Source organism: Geodermatophilus sp. SYSU D01105 (genome assembly GCF_054050095.1).
Genome location: NZ_JBJGYR010000004.1, coordinates 58,055 through 75,743 on the forward strand (window position 1 = coordinate 58,055; position 17,689 = coordinate 75,743).

Consider the following 17,689-nt stretch of genomic DNA (forward strand, 5'->3'; position numbering starts at 1 on the left):
GTGACCGAGCCGCGAGGTCACCGGCCGATCCAGCATGCCCGGCTCGGGGCGGACGAGCGCCGGCGAGGAGGTGCCATGACCACGGTGACCAGGGCCTACGTGTCCCGGCTCGCGGGGATGCCCGTCTTCGACCCCAACGGCGACCGCGTCGGCAAGGTCCGGGACGTCGTCGTGGCGCTGCGCGTCGGCACCGCACCGCCGCGGGTCCTCGGCCTGGTCGTCGAGGTCGTGGCCCGCCGCCGGATCTTCGTGCCGATGGGCCGGGTCACCGCCCTGGACCCGGGCTCGGTGGTGCTCGGCTCGGGGACGCTGAACCTCAAGCGCTTCGAGCAGCGCCGCGGGGAGACCCTCGTCCTCGGCGAGCTGCTCGACCGGCGGGTGCAGATCGCCGAGTCCGGCCGGCCCGCGCACGTCGTCGACGCCGGCATGGAGCAGACCCGCACCGCTGACTGGGTGCTCTCCAAGCTCGCCGTGCAGGAGCCGGGCCGGCTCGGCCGCCGGGGGCAGCTGCACCAGCTCAACTGGGACGAGGTCACCGGCCTGGCCCTGCCCGAGACCGGGCAGGGCGCCGAGACCCTCATCGCGACCTACCGCGAGCTCAACGCCGCCGACCTCGCCCACGCGCTGCAGGACCTGCCGATCAAGCGGCGGCACGAGGTCGCCGAGGCGCTGGACGACGAGCGGCTGGCCGACGTGCTCGGGGAGCTGCCCGAGGCCGACCAGATCACCATCCTGGGCACCCTCGAGGAGAGCCGAGCGGCCGACGTGCTCGAGGTGATGGACCCCGACGACGCCGCCGACCTGCTGGCCGAGCTGTCCAACGTCGACCGCAACCGGCTGCTGGAGCTGATGGAGCCCGACGAGGCCGAGCCGGTGCGCCAGTTGCTGCAGTACTCCGAGGACACCGCCGGCGGCATCATGACCAGCGAGCCGGTGATCCTGACCCCCGACGCCACGATCGCCGAGGCGCTGGCCCGGGTCCGCGAGCCCGAGCTCTCCCCCGCGCTGGCCAGCCAGGTCTACGTCTGCCGTCCGCCGTCGGCCACCCCGACCGGCCGGTACCTGGGCCTGGCACACATCCAGCGGCTGCTCCGCGAGCCGCCGTCCACCCTGGTCAGCGGGGTCCTCGACGACATGGAGCCGCTCCGGCCGGAGGCGCCGCTGGCCGAGGTGACCCGCTACTTCGCGACCTACAACCTGGTCGCGGCACCGGTCGTCGACCCCCAGGGCCGGCTGGTGGGCGCGGTCAGCGTGGACGACGTCCTCGACCACCTGCTGCCCGACGACTGGCGTGAGCGGGCCCGCCGTGGCTGAGGGACGGCGGCTCGACGTCCCGCGGGGCGCCCGCGGCTTCGGCGGGTTCCTGCGGCTGGACCCCGACGCGGTCGGCCGGTTCGCCGAGGCCATCGCCCGCTTCCTGGGCACCGGCCGCTTCCTCGCCGTCCAGACGGTGATCGTGACCGTCTGGATCGCGCTCAACGTCTTCGCCGTCCGGCTGCAGTGGGACCCCTACCCGTTCATCCTGCTGAACCTCGCCTTCTCCACCCAGGCCGCCTACGCCGCGCCGCTGATCCTGCTGGCCCAGAACCGGCAGGCCGACCGCGACCGCGTGCAGGCCGAGGAGGACCGCGCGCGGGCGGCGACCACCCGCGCCGACACCGAGTACCTGGCCCGCGAGCTGGCCGCACTGCGGGTCGCCATCGGTGAGCTCGCGACCCGGGACTTCATCCGCGGCGAGCTCAGCCGGCTGACCGAGGAGAACGCCGAGGACGCCGAGCGGCGGGAGCGCAAGGCCCGGAAGAAGCGGGAGGCCGCGGCCCGCGAGGCGACCGGCTGAGGCCCGTCTCAGCCGAGCAGCTGTCCCAGGACGTCCAGGCCCCGGCCGGCCAGCCAGGTCGCCGGGGCGAGCAGGACCAGGGCCCACAGCCGAGTGCGGCCCGACCGCGGCAGGACGGCGACCAGGAGCACGGCGCCGACGACGTCCACCACACCCTGGACCGGGTGCAGGGTGCCGGCGCCCGGTCCGGCGCCACCGGTGAGCGTCCAGAGGAGCGCGGCCGCCTCTCCCCCCGCGAGGACCACGCCGGCGGTGAGCGCCATGACCGCGCCCGGCAGCACCCCGTCCCGGCGGGTGGCCCACCACGCGCCCACGGCCGTGGCCGGGACGGCCGTCGCCGAGAGCAGCAGCCAGGCGACCAGCAGCCGGCTCCACCCGAACCCGAGGACCAGCGCCGCCCACGCGTAGTACGCCACGCTCATCGCGGCGAAGAAGACCGCTGGCCGGACCGCGGCCGCGGCCACCGTCGGCGCCGCCCGGCCGATCACCGCCACCGCGAGCACCCACGCGGCCGGGTAGGTGCCGAGGTCGGCGGCCCAGCGCAGCACCGACTCGTCGGCGGCCTTCGCGACGACGCCGGCCAGCAGGCCGGACAGCACGGCCCACTCCAGCGCGCGCGGGGTGACGGCAGGCTCGCTGCGGGTCGCGGTCACCGCCGCATGATCGACGAGTACCGGCGGCCAGCACCACCGACCCGCCGTCCTGTCGTCCCCCCGCGGCACGATGACGCCGTGACGCGCACGCACACCGTCACCGGGTCGCCGATCGGCCCGCTGACGCCCGTGGCCGAGGACGGCGCACTGGTGGCGCTGTTCATGGACCTGCCCGGCCGGCCTCTCGACCCCGCCGTGCTCGGGGCCCGGGACGACGCCGGGTTCACCGACGTCGTCCGGCAGCTCGAGGAGTACTTCTCCGGCGACCGCACCGCGTTCGACCTCGCGCTGCGGCCGTCCGGCAACGACCTCCAGCTGGCCGTCTGGCGGCTCATGGCGGAGATCCCCTACGGCGAGACCCGCAGCTACGGCTCCCTCGCCACGCGGCTCGGCGACCGGACGCTCGCCCAGGCGGTGGGCGCGGCCTGCGGGCGCAACCCGCTGCCTGTCGTCGTCCCGTGCCACCGGGTGGTCGGCGCCGACGGGAGCCTGGTCGGCTTCGGTGGCGGGCTGCACCGCAAGCGGCTGCTGCTCGACCTCGAGCAGCGCGGCCAGCGGCTGTTCTGACCCGGGGTCAGCCGGTGAGGACGTGGACCAGCGCTCCGGCGGCCCCCGCGAGCACGAGGACGACGATGAACGGCGCGCGCAGGGCCAGCGCCAGTGCGGCGACCGCGAGCCCGGCCAGCCGCCCGTCGACCACGATCCGGCCGTCGCTGGTCAGCGTCTGGACCGCGACCAGCGCCGCCAGCAGGGCCGCGGGGACGAAGTCGACCACCCGCGCCACCCAGGGCTGCTCCACCCAGGCCGCGGGCACCGACAGCCCGGCGAGCTTGAGCAGGTAGCACCCCAGCGAGCCGGCCAGGACGGTCACCCACAGCGCGGTCCCGGTCACGGGCTCCCCTCGCTGGCGCTCGTCGGGCGCGGCCGGCCGGCCAGGGCGACGGCCACCACCGCGGCGATCACCTGCACCCCCGCCGGGACGACGGGGGTGAGGGCCAGCGCCACCACCGCACCCCCGGCGGCCACCCGGCGCTGCACCCTCGCCTCGGGGAAGGTGTGCTGCAGCCGCGGCCAGAGCAGCGCCAGGAACGCCGCGGGGACGACGGCGTCGAGAGCGGCCAGCGCCGGACCGCTGAGCGCGGCCGCGCCGAGGGAGCCCACCACCGTCGTGAGGTTCCAGACCACGAAGATCGTCGCGCCGCCGGCGAGGAAGGCCAGCCGGGCCAGCCCCCGGTCCGGGGCGGCGATCGCCAGCGCCGTCGTCTCGTCGATGACCCAGTGCGCCGCGGAGACCCGCCGGACCACCCCGCGTGGGCGCAGCAGCGGCACCAGCCGGACGCCGTAGACGGTGTTGCGGGTCCCCAGCAGCAGCGCGCTGCCGACGGCCGCGGCGGCGCCCCCACCGGCCCCCAGGACGCCGACCAGCGCGAACTGCGAGGCCCCGGTGAACATCACCAGGGACATGGTCATCGCCTGCCAGAGGTCCAGCCCCGCGGCGTCGGCGGCGGCGCCGAAGGCCACCCCGTACAGCCCGACCGCCAACCCCAGCCCGACCGCGTCGCGCAGGGTGGCGGAGCGGTCGGTGGGCACGGACGGAGGCTAACCACCGGGTCCGACGCCCCCGGGGGGTGCGTACCGGATCACCCCGGCGAGCGCCGGTCGGCCGCTGCGACCGCCGTACAGTGGCAGGAGACCCGTGTGCGCAGGTCGCCGCCGTCCTCGGCGGTCCGGCCCGGGTCCCCCCGTCGAAGGAGACAGACGAACACCATGTCCGACCAGCTGACCGGCGCGCCGGCCCTCGACGCCGTCAACGCCGCTCTGGCCACCGTCCAGGACCCGGAGATCAACCGCCCGCTGACCGACCTGGGCATGGTCAAGGACGTGCGGATCGACGCCGACGGCACCGTCCACGTCGAGGTCTACCTGACCGTCTCCGGCTGCCCGATGCGCGAGACCATCACCAACCGGGTGACCCAGGCGGTCTCCGCCGTCCCCGGCGTCACCTCGGTGCGGGTCGGCCTGGACGTGATGAGCGACGAGCAGCGCGCCGAACTGCGCCGCACCGTCCGCGGCACCGACGCCGCCGACCCGGTCATCCCGTTCGCCCAGCCCGGCTCGCTGACCCGCGTGTACGCCGTCGCCTCGGGCAAGGGCGGCGTCGGCAAGTCCAGCGTCACGGTGAACCTGGCCGCGGCCCTGGCCAAGCGCGGGCTGTCGGTGGGCGTCGTGGACGCCGACATCTACGGCCACTCGGTGCCGCGGATGCTCGGGGTCGACGACAAGCCGACCCAGGTCGACAACATGATCATGCCGCCGCAGGCCTACGGCGTGAAGGTCATCTCGATCGGCATGTTCACCCCGGGCAACACCCCCGTGGTGTGGCGCGGGCCGATGCTGCACCGCGCCCTGCAGCAGTTCCTCGCCGACGTGTGGTGGGGCGACCTCGACGTCCTGCTGCTGGACCTGCCGCCCGGCACCGGTGACGTCGCGATCTCCATCGCCCAGCTCCTGCCCAACGCCGAGATCCTCGTCGTGACGACCCCGCAGCTGGCCGCCGCCGAGGTGGCCGAGCGGGCCGGCGCGATCGCGACCCAGACCCACCAGCAGGTGGTCGGCGTCATCGAGAACATGTCCTGGCTGGACCTGCCCGACGGCTCCCGCATGGAGGTCTTCGGCTCCGGCGGCGGGGAGACGGTGTCCGACGCGCTGACCCGCACGCTGGGCGCCCGCGTCCCGCTCCTCGGCCAGATCCCGCTCGACACCCGGGTCCGCGAGGCCGGCGACGCCGGTGCCCCGGTCGTGCTCGCCGACCCGGGGTCCGCCGCGGCGCGGGCGCTCGCCGCCATCGCCGACGGGCTGGCCACCCGCCAGCGCGGGCTGTCCGGCATGTCGCTCGGTCTCACGCCGGTCCGCCGCTGACCTGATCCGACAGAGGCCGGTCCCCCACCCGGGGACCGGCCTCTGGCGCGTGCTCCTGCGGTGGTCCACCGCCGTGGCAGCGACCCGATCCTGGCGGCAGTGCGGGCGTTCCTCGCCCTGTGCCGGTCCTGCAGCACCCGCGGTGCGCGAGGAACGCCGGCAGTCCGGTCAGGGGACGGCAACCGGTCGCGGCGGCAGCTCAGGTCGCGTCGGGGTCGAACGGTGGCGGGGTCGCCGCGTCCCGGGTGCGGACGGCGTTGCGGGCGGTCACCGCTCCCCCGGTCGCGGCCAGCCCGGCCGAGCCGGTGGCGCTGCCCCGGCGGGTGGTGGGCCCGTCGTCGTCGGCGAGCAGCTGGTTCCGGATGAAGGTCTTGGGGTGGTACTGGCGCAGGTCGAGGTCCCGCAGCTTGGCGAGGTCGTCGCCCAGCGACTCGTCGACCTGGGCGCGGACGCCGGTGATCGCCTCGCGGACCTTCTTCAGCCCGCTGGCGGCGTCCTTGGCCAGGTGGGGCAGCCGCTCCGGCCCGAAGATGAACAGCGCGGCCAGCGCGAGGACGACGATCTCGCCCCAGCCGATCGAGTCGAACACGCGCTGCTCCCCTTCCCCGCGGACCCGGACCGCCGCGGCCTCCCAGCGTAGGCCGCAGCGCCCCCCGGGTCAGCGCCCCGATCCGGGGGGATCCCCCTCAGGCGGTGTCGAGGGTCGCCTCGACCGTCGTCGACGAGCCACCCCGGACCAGCTCGACGGTGACGGTCTGCCCCGGCTCGTGGGCGTCGATGGCGACGACCAGCTCCTCGGAGCTGCCGACCGGCCGGTCCTCGACGGCGATGATGACGTCCTGCTCGCGGATGCCGGCGTTCGCCGCGCCGCTGCCCGGTTCCACGTTGACGACGAGGGCGCCGTCGCGGGTGCCGTCGGTGACCGAGCGGGCGTTCACGCCGAGCGAGGCGTGCACCGCCTCACCCGTGCTGATGAGCTGCTCGGCGATGTCGCGGGCGGTGTCGATCGGGATGGCGAAGCCCAGCCCGACGCTGCCGCCGCCGAGCGAGGCGATGGCGGTGTTGATCCCGATGACCTCACCGGCGCCGTTGACCAGCGCGCCGCCGGAGTTGCCGGGGTTGATCGGCGCGTCGGTCTGGACGGCGCTGATCACCGCGTTGGTGTCGCTGCCCTCCCCCGACAGCCGGACCGGGCGGTCGAGGGCGCTGACGATCCCGCTGGTCACCGTGCTGGCCAGGCCCAGCGGCGACCCGATCGCCACCACCGGGTCCCCGACCACCACGGAGTCCGAGCTGCCCAGCGCGGCGGTGACCAGCCCCGGCTTCTCGACCTTGAGGACGGCGATGTCGCTGGCCGGGTCGCGGCCGACGATGCGGGCCGCGGAGCCGCTGCCGTCGGAGAACACCGCGCGGATCTCGGCGCCCTCGACGCCGTCGGCGCCGGAGATGACGTGGTTGTTGGTCACGATGTAGCCGTTCTCGCCGTCGATGACCACGCCCGAGCCGGTGGCGCCGGCCTCCCCGAGGCGCACCTCGACCGACACCACCGTGGGGGTCACCCGCTCGGCGATGTCGGAGACCGAGCCGGGCTCGCGGGCGATGCCCTCGTCGGTCTCGTTGAGCTGGGTGCCCGGCGCCAGCAGCGGCGTCTCGTCGGCGGTGCGGGTCAGCAGGTAGCCGGCGGCGCCGCCGACGGCGCCGACCAGCAGCACGGCGAGCACCACGAGCACCGAGAGCCGGACGGAGAGGTCCCGCAACCGCAGCTTCCGGCGGCCGCGAGGGTCGACGACGAGCGGGCCGGCCTGCTCGGCCTCCTCCTCGAAGACCGCCGGCCCGGTCAGAGCGGCCGGCGCGTGCGGGTCCCGCCAGGGGTCGGAGCGGGCATCGGCCTTCCACCACGGGCCCGGGGACGTGCGCCGGCGACCGGGGCGGCCGCCGGGCGGCTCCTGCAGCCCGCGCCGGCCGGGGCCGGGCGGGGCGAAGGCGCGCAGCACCGCCTCGGGCGGCGGCGGCAGCGCCGGGGGCGGTGGCGGGGTGGGCCGGTCGCCGGCGAAGCTCCCGGAGACCGCGGCCGGGCGACCGAACGCGGCCTGCTGCGCGGGGTGGGGAGCCGGGGTCGGGACGACGGCCGGGGCGGTGCGGGCCGGCGGCGGGTCGAAGGGACCGACGCCCTCCCGTGGCCGCGCGAAGGCCTCGTCCGGCACGGGAGCGCCCTCCTCCGCGGAGGCGCCGGCCGGGGGCCGCGACTCGTCCGGGGTCTGCGGGTTCTCGGGCAGCGGGTCCTCCCCGGACGGTGGTTCGGTGCGGCTGTTCAGGGCGTTCCACCCGGGGTGCCGGCGGACGCCCGGCCGACGGTGATGGCCCGGACCACCGGCGGCACGATCTCGGTGCGCTCCTCCGGCGAGGGACCGGCCACCGACGCCGGCGGCGAGGCGTCCTCGGCGGCGCCGCCGGTGGGCAGGGTGAACGCCAGCGCGGTCACCCCGAGACCGAGGCCGGCCAGGGCACCGGCGACGCCCCGCCGCAGCCAGCGCGCCTGGCCGGGACGCTCGGAGCGGGCCGGCGGGTCCAGCGGCACGGCCCAGGACCCGGTGGTGCCGCGGATCGTCAGCTGGTCCGGGCCGGCGCTGAGCGCGCCCATGCCCCCACCCGGGACGTCGGCCGTGAACGGGATCGCCCGCAGGCGGGAGAGCAGGTCACCGGGGACGGCGACGTCGGAGGAGTCGTGCAGCGCCTCCTTGGCCTCCCGCTGGGCCTGGACCGCCATCCGGCACTGCGCGCAGCCGGCCAGGTGGCGGGCCGCGCGGGCGGCCGGGCCGCCGCCGAGCTCGCCGTCCACCAGGGCGGTGATGGCCTCCTGGGCCAGGTGGCTCTCCGGGATGTTCACCCCGCGCTCCCCTCGACGACACCGCTGGCGGGGACCCCCGGCCGGCGCGGAGCCAGGTGGGCGAGGGCCTCGCGCAGCTGGACGCGGCCGCGGTGGATGCGGCTGCGCACGGTGCCCAGCTTGATGCCCAGGGTCGCCGCGATCTCCTCGTAGGTCAGTCCCTCGATGTCACACAGCACGACCGCCACCCGGAACTCCGGCGACAGCGCGTCCAGCGCCGCCTGCACCTGCGGGTCCAGGTGGGTGTCGGCGTAGACCTGCTCGGGGCTGGGCGCGGTGCCGGGCAGCCGCTCGGTGTCCTCCGGCAGCGCGTCGAACCGGATCCGCTGCCGGCGCCGCACCATGTCCAGGAACAGGTTGGTGGTGATCCGGTGCAGCCAGCCCTCGAAGGTGCCCGGTGAGAAGTCCGCCAGCGAGCGGAACACCCGCACGAACGTCTCCTGGGTGAGGTCCTCGGCGTCCTGCGGGTTGCCCGACAGCCGGTAGGCCAGCCGGTAGACCCGGGCGGAGTGCTCGCGCACGACCTGCTCCCACGTCGGCGCCACCCAGGCCTCGGCACCGGCGGCGGGCGCGTCCGGGCCCGGTGCCGACGAGGCGGGGACGGCGTCGCTCACGGTCCCAGGATCGCAGACCGACGCCGATCCCGACCCCCCGACGTCGGTGGGTCGATCGGTTCCGGCTCGCTTGCGGGGCACGACCGGTCCAACGGGCCGGCGGTCGGGTGGTGTTCCCGTTCACAGGGAGCTCACAGCTCGCCGGTCGCGGGCGGCCGCGGGGCGGCAGGCCACTACCCTCGCCCGGTGATGAGCGTCGCGGGGACGGCGGGCCGGCGAGCATCGCAGCCACGCGGCCGGCGGCGGGGAGCGGGCAGCGCAGCGGGCGCCGGCGAGCGGAGCCGGCAGTCGGCGCGGCACCGGCCCGAGCAGCGGAACGAGTCCGGAGTCGAGCAGTGAGCACCGAGGGACCGAGGCCGGGGAGGGACGGCGCCGCGTACGCCGACCGCTTCGCGACCGAGACCCCCGCGCTGGCGGCGGCCCGGTCCCGCGCGGTCCGGCTCGGCGGCCTGCCGCCGGTGGAGCCGGCCGTCGGCGCCACGCTGGCCGTCCTGGCCGCGAGCGGCGGAGCCCGCGCGGTGGTCAACATCGGCAGCGGCGCCGGCGTCGTCGGGCTGTGGCTGCTCGAGGGCATGCGCCCCGACGGCCTGCTCACCGCCCTGGACGGCGAGCCCGAGCAGCTGCGGGCCGCGCGCCGGGCGTTCGCCGAGGCCGGCCACCCGCCCGGCCGCACCCGGATGATCTTCGGCACCCCGGCCGAGGTGCTCCCCCGGCTCTCCCCGGGCGCCTACGACATGGTGGTCTGCGCGGGGGCGCCGACCGAGTACGCCCCGCACCTGGCCGCCGTGCTGGACCTGGTGCGGGTGGGCGGCACGGTCGCCTGCCACGGGCTGCTCGAGGGTGGCCGCATCGCCGACCGCACCGCGCGCGACGAGCAGACGGTCACCTGGCGCGAGCTGTCCCGGGCCATCCGCGAGCACGACGACCTCACCTCCGCCGTCCTCCCCATCGGGGCGGGCCTGCTCGTGGCCACCCGGCGTCGCTGACCGGGAGCGCGGTCAGCCGAGGGGGAACTCCGCCACCGGTTCCCACGGCCCGCCCAGGTAGCGCCACAGCCCCAGGCCCCGGGCGGGCACCTGCCCGGGGGCGAAGTGCGCGGCCAGCCGGTCCCGCAGCGCCCGGGCGACCGCCGGCTCCACCTTGTTCTGCACGGTGACGTGCGGCGCGTGCCGCTGGCGGTCCTGCGGGGTCAGCCAGGGCTCCCACGCCGCGGCGAGGCGGCCGCGCAGCTCGGCCAGCTCCGCCGACTCCAGCGTGTAGGCCACACCGCGGCCCAGCAGCCGCAGGCCGGTGACCGCGACCTCGAACGGGGGCCGGGCGGCCGCGGCGGCCAGGTCGGCGGCGACGGCGTCCACGCGCTCCCCGGGGAGCGCGTGGAACAGCGTGACGTGCGCGGCCAGGTGGTTGCGCTCGGCCGGGAAGTGCGCCGTCCGCAGCCGGTCGAACCGCGCCTGTGCCTCCGCCCCCAGCAGCAGCGTGACGATCAGCGGCGACTCGCTGGAGCGGCCTGGCTCCAGGGCCCCGCGCTGAGCTCGCGGAGCGTGGGGAGGAGGCAGGTCCGCTCTCAGGGGCCCGGCCCGAGCGGAGCGAGGGTCGGGGGGCGGTGAGGTGCTGGAACGGCCCTCGTGCAGGGGCCCGGCCCGAGCGGAGCGAGGGTCGGGGGGCGGTGAGGTGCTGGAACGGCCCTCGTGCAGGGGCCCGGCCCGAGCGGAGCGAGGGTCGGGGGGCACGAGGGCCCTCCCTCAGACGTGGGCCCGGGCTCCCTTGCCCAGGACCGTCACCCCGCCGGCGCTGACGTGGTAGCGCTCGCGGTCGGATGCCAGGTCGACGCCGATCCGCGCCCAGTCCGGGATGACGACGTTCTTGTCGAGGATGGCCCGGCGGACGTAGGCGCCCTCGCCGATGTGGACACCGTCCATGAGCACGCTGTCCTCCACCCGCGCACCGCGCTCCACGCGCACCCCGGGGGAGACCACCGAGCTGTGCACCGAGCCGCCGCCGATGATCGCGCCGGCGCTCACCATGGACTCCTCCGCGCGCCCACCGAGCACGAACTTCGCCGGGGGCTGCTGCGGGGGCAGGGTGAGGATCGGCCAGCGGTCGTTGTACAGGTTGAAGATCGGGGTGACCGAGACGAGGTCCATGTGGGCGTCGAAGTAGGAGTCGATCGTCCCGACGTCCCGCCAGTAGCCGTGGTCGCGCTCGGTCGCGCCCGGGACGATGTTCGTCGAGAAGTCGTAGACCCACGCGTCCCCGGCCTCCGCGAGCATCGGCATGATCGAGCCGCCCATGTCGTGCGCGGAGTCCTCGTCCTCGGCGTCGGCCCGCAGCGCCTCCAGCAGCGCGTCGGTGGTGAACACGTAGTTCCCCATCGACGCGAAGCTCTCGTCCGGCGAGTCCGGCAGGCCGGGCGGGTCGGCCGGCTTCTCCAGGAAGCCGCGGACCTTGCCGTCGGCGTCGGCGTCGATGACGCCGAAGCCGGTGGCCTCGGTGCGCGGCACCCGCAACCCGGCGATGGTGACACCGGCCCCGGTCTGCACGTGCTGGTCGATCATCTGCGCGGGGTCCATGCGGTAGACGTGGTCGGCGCCGAAGACGACGACGATGTCGGGCCGGGCGTCGTAGATGAGGTTGAGACTCTGGAAGATCGCGTCGGCGCTGCCGGTGTACCAGCGCGGGCCGAGCCGCTGCTGCGCCGGCACGGGGGTGATGAAGTTCCCCAGCATCTGCGACAGCCGCCACGTGGTGGTGATGTGCCGGTCGAGGCTGTGGCTCTTGTACTGCGTGAGGACGGCGATCTGCCGGATCTCGGCGTTCACCAGGTTGGAGAGCACGAAGTCGATGAGCCGGTAGTTGCCGCCGAAGGGCACCGCCGGCTTGGCCCTGTCCTGCGTCAGAGGCGCAAGCCGCTTGCCCTCACCGCCTGCCAGGACGATGCCGAGAACCCGAGGACCGCCGCGCATGTGACGCAACGTAGCCGTTGAGCGGGGGGTTCGCCGCCCCGCGTCGCACGGCTCCGCCCCCTAGGGTGAGGCGCGTGCGCATCGGCATGGTGACGAGGGAGTGGCCGCCGGACGTGTACGGGGGTGCGGGGGTGCACGTCGAGCACCTCGCCGCGGCGCTCCGCTCGCTGCCGGCCGGCCCGCACATCGACGTCCACTGCTTCGGCGGCCCGCGGCCGGACGCGACCGGCCACGCCGTCCCGGAGGGCCTGCGGTCGGCCAACGGGGCGCTGCAGGCCCTCGGCGTGGACGTCGAGATCGCCGGGGCCCTCGCCGACGCCGACCTGGTGCACAGCCACACCTGGTACGCCAACGCCGCGGGGCTCTTCGCCGGTCTGGTGCACGGCACGCCGCACGTGGTGACCGCCCACTCCCTCGAGCCGCGCCGGCCGTGGAAGGCCGACCAGCTCGGCGGCGGCTACCGGCTCTCCTCCTGGGTGGAGCGCACCGCCTACCTCGCCGCCGACGGGGTGATCGCGGTCAGCGGCGGCATGAAGGCCGACATCCTCGCCGTCTACCCCGAGCTGGACCCGGCCCGCGTGCACGTGGTCGGCAACGGGGTGGACGCCGAGGCCTACCGGCCGGTGCGCGACCCCGACGTCGTCCGCTCCCTGGGCGTGGACCCGGACCAGCCCTACGCCCTCTTCGTCGGCCGGATCACCCGACAGAAGGGCGTCATGCACCTGCTGCGGGCGGCCGAGCAGCTGCCCGCCGAGGCGGGCCTGGTGCTGTGCGCGGGGGCCGCCGACACCCCGGCCGAGCGCCAGCAGGTGGCCGACGCGGTGGCCGAGCTGCAGGGCCGGCGCGGCGGCGTCGTCTGGATCGAGGCGATGCTGCCCCGCGAGCAGCTGGTGCCGCTGATCACCGGCGCGACGGTGTTCGTCGTCCCGTCGGTGTACGAGCCGCTCGGCATCGTGAACCTCGAGGCGGCCGCCTGCGGCACCGCCGTCGTCGCCAGCGCCGTCGGCGGCATCCCCGAGGTGGTCGACGACGGCCGCACCGGCCTGCTGGTCCCCTACGACCCCGACGATCCGGCGTCCTTCGAGGCCGGCCTGGCAGCGCGCATCGCTGAGCTGCTGGCCGACCCCGACCGCGCCGCCCGCATGGGCGCCGCCGGCCGCGAGCGGGTGCTGGCCGAGTTCGGCTGGCCGGCCATCGCGCAGCAGACCGTCGGGGTCTACTCCGCCGTCCTCGGCGACCGGGGCTGACCGCCGGCGCTGGTACCGTTCCCCCGCCGGCGGCTCGCCGGCGACGCCCGCGCAGCGAAGTCCGGTGAGAACCCGGCGCTGTCCCGCAACTGTGATGGTCTCCCCGACCTGAGCCAGATCGCCTGCCCCGCGTCGTGTACCGACCCTCGCGGCAGGGGTCGCGCACCGGGCGTCGGGTGCCCGTGGGCGGTGCCTGCCGCTGACGAGAGGCCTCCGTGTCCCGCACCGCCCTGCGGCGCTCCCCCGCCGCGCTGCTCCTCCCGCTCCTCCTGACCCTCCCGGCCTGCGCCGGCGACGACTCGTCCGCCGGGGCCTCCGCCTCGTCCTCGGCCTCCGGTGGGGCGTTCCCGGTCACCGTTCCCGGCGACGACGGCGAGCTCACCCTCGAGGAGCGGCCGGAGGCCATCGTCTCGCTGTCGGCCTCGGCCACCGAGATGCTGTTCGCCATCGGCGCCGGCGAGCAGGTGGAGGCCGTCGACAGCACGTCGGACTTCCCGGCCGGGGCACCCGTCACCGACCTGTCGGCGTTCACCCCGAACGCTGAGGCGATCGCCGCGTACGCGCCGGACCTCGTCGTCCTCAGCGACGACATGAACGGCATCGTCGACGCGCTCGACGCACTGCAGGTGCCGACCCTGCTCCTGGGCGCGGTCGACACGCTCGAGGAGAGCTACGCGCAGGTGGAGACGCTGGGCGCGGCGACCGGCCACGCCGAGGAGGCCGCCGACGTGGTCGCCGACGTGCAGGACCGGATCGCGACCGCCGTCGACTCCGTCCCGGCCGGGACGGCGGGCCTGCGCGTCTACCACGAGCTGGACCCCAGCGGGTACTCCGCGACCAGCGAGACCTTCATCGGCAGCGTCTACACCCTGTTCGGCCTGGAGAACATCGCCGACGGCGCGGCCGACACCTCCGGCGGCTACCCGCAGCTGTCCGCCGAGTACGTCGTCGGCCAGGCGCCGGACCTCGTCGTCCTCGCCGACACGGTCTGCTGCGCGCAGACCGCCGCGACGCTGGCCGAACGGCCGGCGTTCGACACGGTGCCCGCCGTCCGCGAGGGCCGGGTCCTGGCCGCCGACGACTCCGTGGCCTCCCGCTGGGGGCCGCGCGTGGCCGACTTCGCCGAGTCCGTCGCCGCCGTCCTGCGGGGCTGAGCGGGCGGGCGATGACGGCTCCCGCGGACACCGGCGCTCCCGCAGCGCCCGCCGTCCGGCCCCGGCGCCGGACGGCGGGGGTGCTGTCGGCGTCGGCGGCCGCGCTCGTGCTGGCGCTGCTGGCCGGGGTGTGGGTCGGCGCGCTCCCCCTGCCCCCCGGTGCGGTCGTCGCCACCCTGGCCGACCGCGCGCTGGCACCCCTGGGCGTCGACGTCCCGGGCGGGCTCGACGGGACCGGGGCGGCGGTGCTGCTGCAGCTGCGGCTGCCGCGGGTCGTGCTCGCCGCCCTGGTCGGCTCCGGGCTGGCGGTCTCCGGTGCCGCCTACCAGGCGGTGTTCCGCAACCCGCTGGCCGACCCCTACCTGCTGGGCGCGGCCGCCGGTGCGGGGCTGGGGGCCACGCTGGTGATCGCCTACGCGCCGGGGACGTCGCTCGGGCCGGTGGGCGTCGTCCCGCTGGCCGCCTTCGTCGGGGCCCTGGCCGGCGTGGGTGCGGCGCTGCTCCTCGGCACCGCCGCCGGCGGGTCGCACAGCCCGAGCCTGCTGCTGGCCGGGGTCGCCGTCGCCTCCTTCCTGGCCGCCGCGCAGACGCTCGTCCAGCAGCAGAACACCGACGACCTGCGCGAGGTGTACGGCTGGCTGCTGGGCCAGCTCGGCCGCGCGCAGTGGTCCGACGTCGTGCTCGTGCTGCCCTACCTCGGCCTCGCGTGCGGGGTCCTGCTGCTGTGCGGGCGCGCGCTGGACGTGCTCGCCGTCGGGGACGACGAGGCCCGCTCCCTCGGCGTGCACCCCGGACGGATGCGGCTGCTGGTCGTGGTCGCCGCGTCGCTGGCCACCGCCTCCGCCGTGGCCGTCAGCGGGCTCATCGGCTTCGTGGGGCTGGTCGTCCCGCACATCGCGCGGCGGCTGGTGGGTGGGTCCAACGCCCGCGTCCTGCCGGCCGCGCTGCTCGTCGGCGGCGCGTTCCTGGTGGTGGCCGACCTGGTGGCGCGGGTCGTCCTCGCCCCGGCCGAGCTGCCGATCGGGGTGGTGACCGCCTTCGTCGGCGCCCCGTTCTTCGCCGGTCTGCTGTGGGCAGGGGCGCGGCGGCGGTGACCGGCGGTGCCCGGGTCGAGGTGGTGGGGCTGTCGGCCGCCTTCGGCCGCACGCGGGTCCTCGACGACGTGCGGCTCGGCGTCGAGCCCGGCGGCTGGACGGCGGTCATCGGCCCGAACGGCGCGGGCAAGTCCACGCTGCTGCGCTCGGTCCTGGGCGCCCACCCGCACGAGGGGCAGGTCCGGGTCGACGGCGTCCCGACCACCGGGATGCCCCGCCGGGAACGCGCCCGCCACCTCGCCTACGCGCCGCAGCGCCCCGTGGTCCCCGAGGGCGTGACCACCGCCGACTACGTGACCCTCGGGCGCACCCCGCACCGGTCGCTGCTGGCCGCGCCCCGGGCCGGGGACCGCCGGGTGGTGGCCGACGTGATGGCGCGGCTGGAGCTGACCGACCTGGCCGGCCGCCCGCTGTCCACGCTCTCCGGCGGGGAGCAGCAGCGCGCGGTGCTGGCCCGCGCCCTCGCCCAGCAGCCGCGCGTGCTGCTCCTCGACGAGCCGACCGCGGCGCTGGACCTCGGCCACGCCCAGCAGGTGCTCGACCTGGTGGACCGGCTCCGCCGCCAGGACGGCCTGACCGTGCTCAGCACCCTGCACGACCTCAGCCTCGCCGGGCAGTACGCCGACCGGCTGGCCCTGCTCTCCCGCGGCCGGGTGGTGGCCGAGGGCCCGCCGGCCGAGGTCCTCACCGCCGAGGCGCTGGCCAGCCACTACGGGGCCCGGGCGCAGGTCGTGGCCGGTCCGCACGGCCCCGCCGTCCTGCCGCTGCGCGCCGCCGACCGCGACCGCGAGTGACCGCCCGCCACGCGGCCGGGGGAAATCGGATCGGACCGATCCGCTTCCGGGGGTGCACGGGCCGGGGATGGCGCATCATCGGCCCGTGTCGATCGCCGAGCGCTTCCACGCCGCGGTGGACGACGTCTCCGACGGCGGGCTCGCCGTCCCGGAGCTGCTCCCCGTGCGGCTGTCCCGGGCCTCGGCCCGGATCCTGGGTGTCGACGGTGCCGGCCTGAGCGTCCTCGACGACGCCGGACGGCGGATCCCGCTGGGCGCCAGCTCGGAGGACGCGGCCCTCGCCGAGCGGTTGCAGTTCACCGCCGGCAGCGGACCCTGCGAGACCGCCCAGCTCCACCGCGAACCGGTCTTCGCGGCCTCCTCCGACCTGCACCGCCGGTGGCCGACCTTCGCCGCCCTGCTGGTCGAGCAGACGCCCTACCGCGCGGTCGTGGCCCTCCCGCTCGGGGAGACCCTGGCCGGAAAGGGGGCCCTGGACCTGCTCTTCACCGACGAGGCATCCGTCCCCGACCTCGACGTCTTCGAGGCCATGGCGGTCGGCGCCCTGGTGACCTCCGCCCTCGGAGAGGCCGCCGTGTGGTCGTCGTGGTCACCGCGGGGCGGGCCGGCCTGGCTGCACGGTCCGGCGGCGCGGAGCCGGGCCACGGTGTGGGAGGCGATCGGCCGGCTGAGCATGGCGCTGGACACCGACACCCCCGCGGCGCTGGACCTGCTGCGAGCGACGGCCTTCACGGCCGGCCGGCCGGTGGACGAGCTGGCAGCCGACCTGGTCGCCGGCCGGCTCGACCCCGCGGACCTCGAGCCCGGCGGGGACACACCGGTGGGTTGAGGCGGCCCCTCCTCACACTGCGTCACCGCCCGGTTCCGCATGCCCCCGTGATTGGGGGTCGGGCATCCCCGTCGTTCGGATGTCGCCGGTGCCCCTGTCCGTTGCGAGACTGGGCCGGCACCGGCACAGCAGCCGCGTCGACTCACGGCACCGCTGCTGGGTACGGTGCCCACCGCTCGACACCCGGCGACCAGGAGGAGGTGGCTCGTGATCAAGGTCCTGCTCGCCGACGACCACGCGTTCGTCCGCGACTCCCTCACCGACCTGCTCTCCGCCACCGGCGACGTCACCGTGGTCGCGCAGTGCGAGGACGGCGAGCAGGTGCTCGACGCCGCCCGGCGCACCCAGCCCGACGTCGTCCTGCTCGACCTGGCGATGCCACGGGTGACCGGGCTCCAGGCGGCCCGGGAGCTGCTCGCCGTGCACCCCCAGGCACGGGTCGTCGTGCTCACCGGGTCGATCACCCCGGCCCTGGTCAAGGAGGCCCAGGAGATCGGTGTCGTGGGCTACCTGCTGAAGGACGACGACCCCGGCGCGCTCCCGGGTCACGTGCGCGCGGTCGCCGCCGGGGGCACCGCCTGGAGCGACGCCGCGGCGTCGGCGGGTGCCTCGAACGGGTGAACCCGCAGGTGACACCCCGGACGAAACGGTGTCGTCTCGGTCACACTGTGTACCGACTCGCTCGTCCTCCCCGGACG

20 protein-coding genes are annotated in these 17,689 nt (G+C 76.1%); 11 read left to right on the forward strand and 9 right to left on the reverse strand.

Annotated elements, in window-relative coordinates; all coding sequences use genetic code 11:
• Window positions 1-75 precede the first annotated feature (75 nt).
• On the forward strand, window positions 76-1,314 hold the full coding sequence (locus ACI79I_RS04690) for a magnesium transporter MgtE N-terminal domain-containing protein (protein WP_456991114.1): 1,239 nt from the start codon (window positions 76-78) through the stop codon (window positions 1,312-1,314).
• A complete protein-coding gene (locus tag ACI79I_RS04695) occupies window positions 1,292-1,837 on the forward strand; it encodes a DUF1003 domain-containing protein (protein ID WP_456991115.1) in 546 nt (181 codons plus the stop codon). The genes ACI79I_RS04690 and ACI79I_RS04695 overlap by 23 nt, the downstream gene beginning before the upstream one ends.
• An 8-nt stretch (window positions 1,838-1,845) precedes the next feature.
• Here ACI79I_RS04695 and ACI79I_RS04700 read toward each other — a convergent pair whose 3' ends face one another.
• Window positions 1,846-2,490 carry a DUF6518 family protein gene (locus ACI79I_RS04700; protein WP_456991116.1) on the reverse strand — a complete coding sequence of 215 codons (645 nt, stop codon included), beginning with the start codon at window positions 2,488-2,490 and terminating at the stop codon, window positions 1,846-1,848.
• Between the two features lie 78 nt (window positions 2,491-2,568).
• Here ACI79I_RS04700 and ACI79I_RS04705 point away from each other — a divergent pair, with 78 nt between their 5' ends.
• On the forward strand, window positions 2,569-3,057 hold the full coding sequence (locus tag ACI79I_RS04705) for a methylated-DNA--[protein]-cysteine S-methyltransferase (RefSeq protein WP_456991117.1): 489 nt from the start codon (window positions 2,569-2,571) through the stop codon (window positions 3,055-3,057).
• A gap of 7 nt (window positions 3,058-3,064) precedes the next feature.
• Here ACI79I_RS04705 and ACI79I_RS04710 read toward each other — a convergent pair whose 3' ends face one another.
• Window positions 3,065-3,382, reverse strand: a complete 318-nt coding sequence (locus ACI79I_RS04710; protein ID WP_456991118.1) for an AzlD domain-containing protein — start codon at window positions 3,380-3,382, stop codon at window positions 3,065-3,067.
• Complete coding sequence (locus tag ACI79I_RS04715; RefSeq protein WP_456991119.1) at window positions 3,379-4,080, reverse strand: AzlC family ABC transporter permease; 702 nt, start codon at window positions 4,078-4,080, stop codon at window positions 3,379-3,381. The genes ACI79I_RS04710 and ACI79I_RS04715 overlap by 4 nt, the downstream gene beginning before the upstream one ends.
• Window positions 4,081-4,257: 177 nt before the next feature.
• Here ACI79I_RS04715 and ACI79I_RS04720 point away from each other — a divergent pair, with 177 nt between their 5' ends.
• Window positions 4,258-5,409: an Mrp/NBP35 family ATP-binding protein gene (locus ACI79I_RS04720; protein ID WP_456991120.1), complete on the forward strand. Its 1,152-nt coding sequence runs from the start codon at window positions 4,258-4,260 to the stop codon at window positions 5,407-5,409.
• A gap of 199 nt (window positions 5,410-5,608) precedes the next feature.
• Here the strand turns inward: ACI79I_RS04720 and ACI79I_RS04725 are convergent, their stop codons facing one another.
• The 4 genes from ACI79I_RS04725 to sigE all read right to left on the reverse strand — a co-directional run bounded on the left by ACI79I_RS04725 (window position 5,609) and on the right by sigE (window position 8,910).
• Complete coding sequence (locus tag ACI79I_RS04725; RefSeq protein ID WP_456991121.1) at window positions 5,609-5,998, reverse strand: twin-arginine translocase TatA/TatE family subunit; 390 nt, start codon at window positions 5,996-5,998, stop codon at window positions 5,609-5,611.
• A gap of 97 nt (window positions 5,999-6,095) precedes the next feature.
• On the reverse strand, window positions 6,096-7,613 hold the full coding sequence (locus tag ACI79I_RS04730; protein ID WP_456991122.1) for a S1C family serine protease: 1,518 nt from the start codon (window positions 7,611-7,613) through the stop codon (window positions 6,096-6,098).
• 107 nt (window positions 7,614-7,720) lie between these two features.
• Entirely contained in the window at window positions 7,721-8,296 is a 576-nt protein-coding gene (locus tag ACI79I_RS04735; RefSeq protein ID WP_456991123.1) for an anti-sigma factor family protein, read from the reverse strand.
• Entirely contained in the window at window positions 8,293-8,910 is a 618-nt protein-coding gene (sigE, locus tag ACI79I_RS04740) for an RNA polymerase sigma factor SigE (protein ID WP_456991124.1), read from the reverse strand. The genes ACI79I_RS04735 and sigE overlap by 4 nt, the downstream gene beginning before the upstream one ends.
• A 335-nt stretch (window positions 8,911-9,245) precedes the next feature.
• Here sigE and ACI79I_RS04745 point away from each other — a divergent pair, with 335 nt between their 5' ends.
• The gene (locus ACI79I_RS04745; protein WP_456991125.1) at window positions 9,246-9,896 is read left to right on the forward strand and encodes an O-methyltransferase; all 651 of its coding nucleotides are present in this window, start codon (window positions 9,246-9,248) and stop codon (window positions 9,894-9,896) included.
• A gap of 12 nt (window positions 9,897-9,908) precedes the next feature.
• Here ACI79I_RS04745 and ACI79I_RS04750 read toward each other — a convergent pair whose 3' ends face one another.
• Both ACI79I_RS04750 and glgC read right to left on the reverse strand, forming a co-directional pair.
• Entirely contained in the window at window positions 9,909-10,640 is a 732-nt protein-coding gene (locus ACI79I_RS04750; protein WP_456991126.1) for a 2'-5' RNA ligase family protein, read from the reverse strand.
• A 12-nt stretch (window positions 10,641-10,652) separates the two neighbouring features.
• Window positions 10,653-11,873: a glucose-1-phosphate adenylyltransferase gene (gene glgC, locus ACI79I_RS04755; RefSeq protein ID WP_456991127.1), complete on the reverse strand. Its 1,221-nt coding sequence runs from the start codon at window positions 11,871-11,873 to the stop codon at window positions 10,653-10,655.
• A gap of 74 nt (window positions 11,874-11,947) precedes the next feature.
• Between glgC and glgA the strand changes: the two genes are divergently transcribed.
• From glgA to ACI79I_RS04785, 6 genes are all read left to right on the forward strand, one after another.
• Window positions 11,948-13,120: a glycogen synthase gene (gene glgA, locus ACI79I_RS04760; protein ID WP_456991128.1), complete on the forward strand. Its 1,173-nt coding sequence runs from the start codon at window positions 11,948-11,950 to the stop codon at window positions 13,118-13,120.
• Between the two features lie 215 nt (window positions 13,121-13,335).
• Window positions 13,336-14,274 carry an ABC transporter substrate-binding protein gene (locus ACI79I_RS04765; protein WP_456991129.1) on the forward strand — a complete coding sequence of 313 codons (939 nt, stop codon included), beginning with the start codon at window positions 13,336-13,338 and terminating at the stop codon, window positions 14,272-14,274.
• A gap of 11 nt (window positions 14,275-14,285) precedes the next feature.
• Window positions 14,286-15,368 carry a FecCD family ABC transporter permease gene (locus ACI79I_RS04770; protein ID WP_456991130.1) on the forward strand — a complete coding sequence of 361 codons (1,083 nt, stop codon included), beginning with the start codon at window positions 14,286-14,288 and terminating at the stop codon, window positions 15,366-15,368.
• On the forward strand, window positions 15,365-16,162 hold the full coding sequence (locus ACI79I_RS04775; protein WP_456991131.1) for an ABC transporter ATP-binding protein: 798 nt from the start codon (window positions 15,365-15,367) through the stop codon (window positions 16,160-16,162). The genes ACI79I_RS04770 and ACI79I_RS04775 overlap by 4 nt, the downstream gene beginning before the upstream one ends.
• Window positions 16,163-16,247: 85 nt before the next feature.
• Window positions 16,248-16,991, forward strand: coding sequence for an ANTAR domain-containing protein (locus ACI79I_RS04780; protein ID WP_456991132.1), 744 nt, complete (start codon window positions 16,248-16,250; stop codon window positions 16,989-16,991).
• A gap of 207 nt (window positions 16,992-17,198) precedes the next feature.
• Window positions 17,199-17,612: a response regulator gene (locus ACI79I_RS04785; RefSeq protein WP_456991133.1), complete on the forward strand. Its 414-nt coding sequence runs from the start codon at window positions 17,199-17,201 to the stop codon at window positions 17,610-17,612.
• Window positions 17,613-17,689 lie beyond the last annotated feature (77 nt).

Coding starts and splice junctions, on each gene's coding strand:
- ACI79I_RS04690 (WP_456991114.1), top strand. CDS start 76: ATGACCACGGTGACCAGGGCCTACGTGTCCCGGCTCGCGGGGATGCCC.
- ACI79I_RS04770 (WP_456991130.1), top strand. CDS start 14,286: ATGACGGCTCCCGCGGACACCGGCGCTCCCGCAGCGCCCGCCGTCCGG.
- glgC (WP_456991127.1), bottom strand. CDS start 11,873: ATGCGCGGCGGTCCTCGGGTTCTCGGCATCGTCCTGGCAGGCGGTGAG.
- ACI79I_RS04720 (WP_456991120.1), top strand. CDS start 4,258: ATGTCCGACCAGCTGACCGGCGCGCCGGCCCTCGACGCCGTCAACGCC.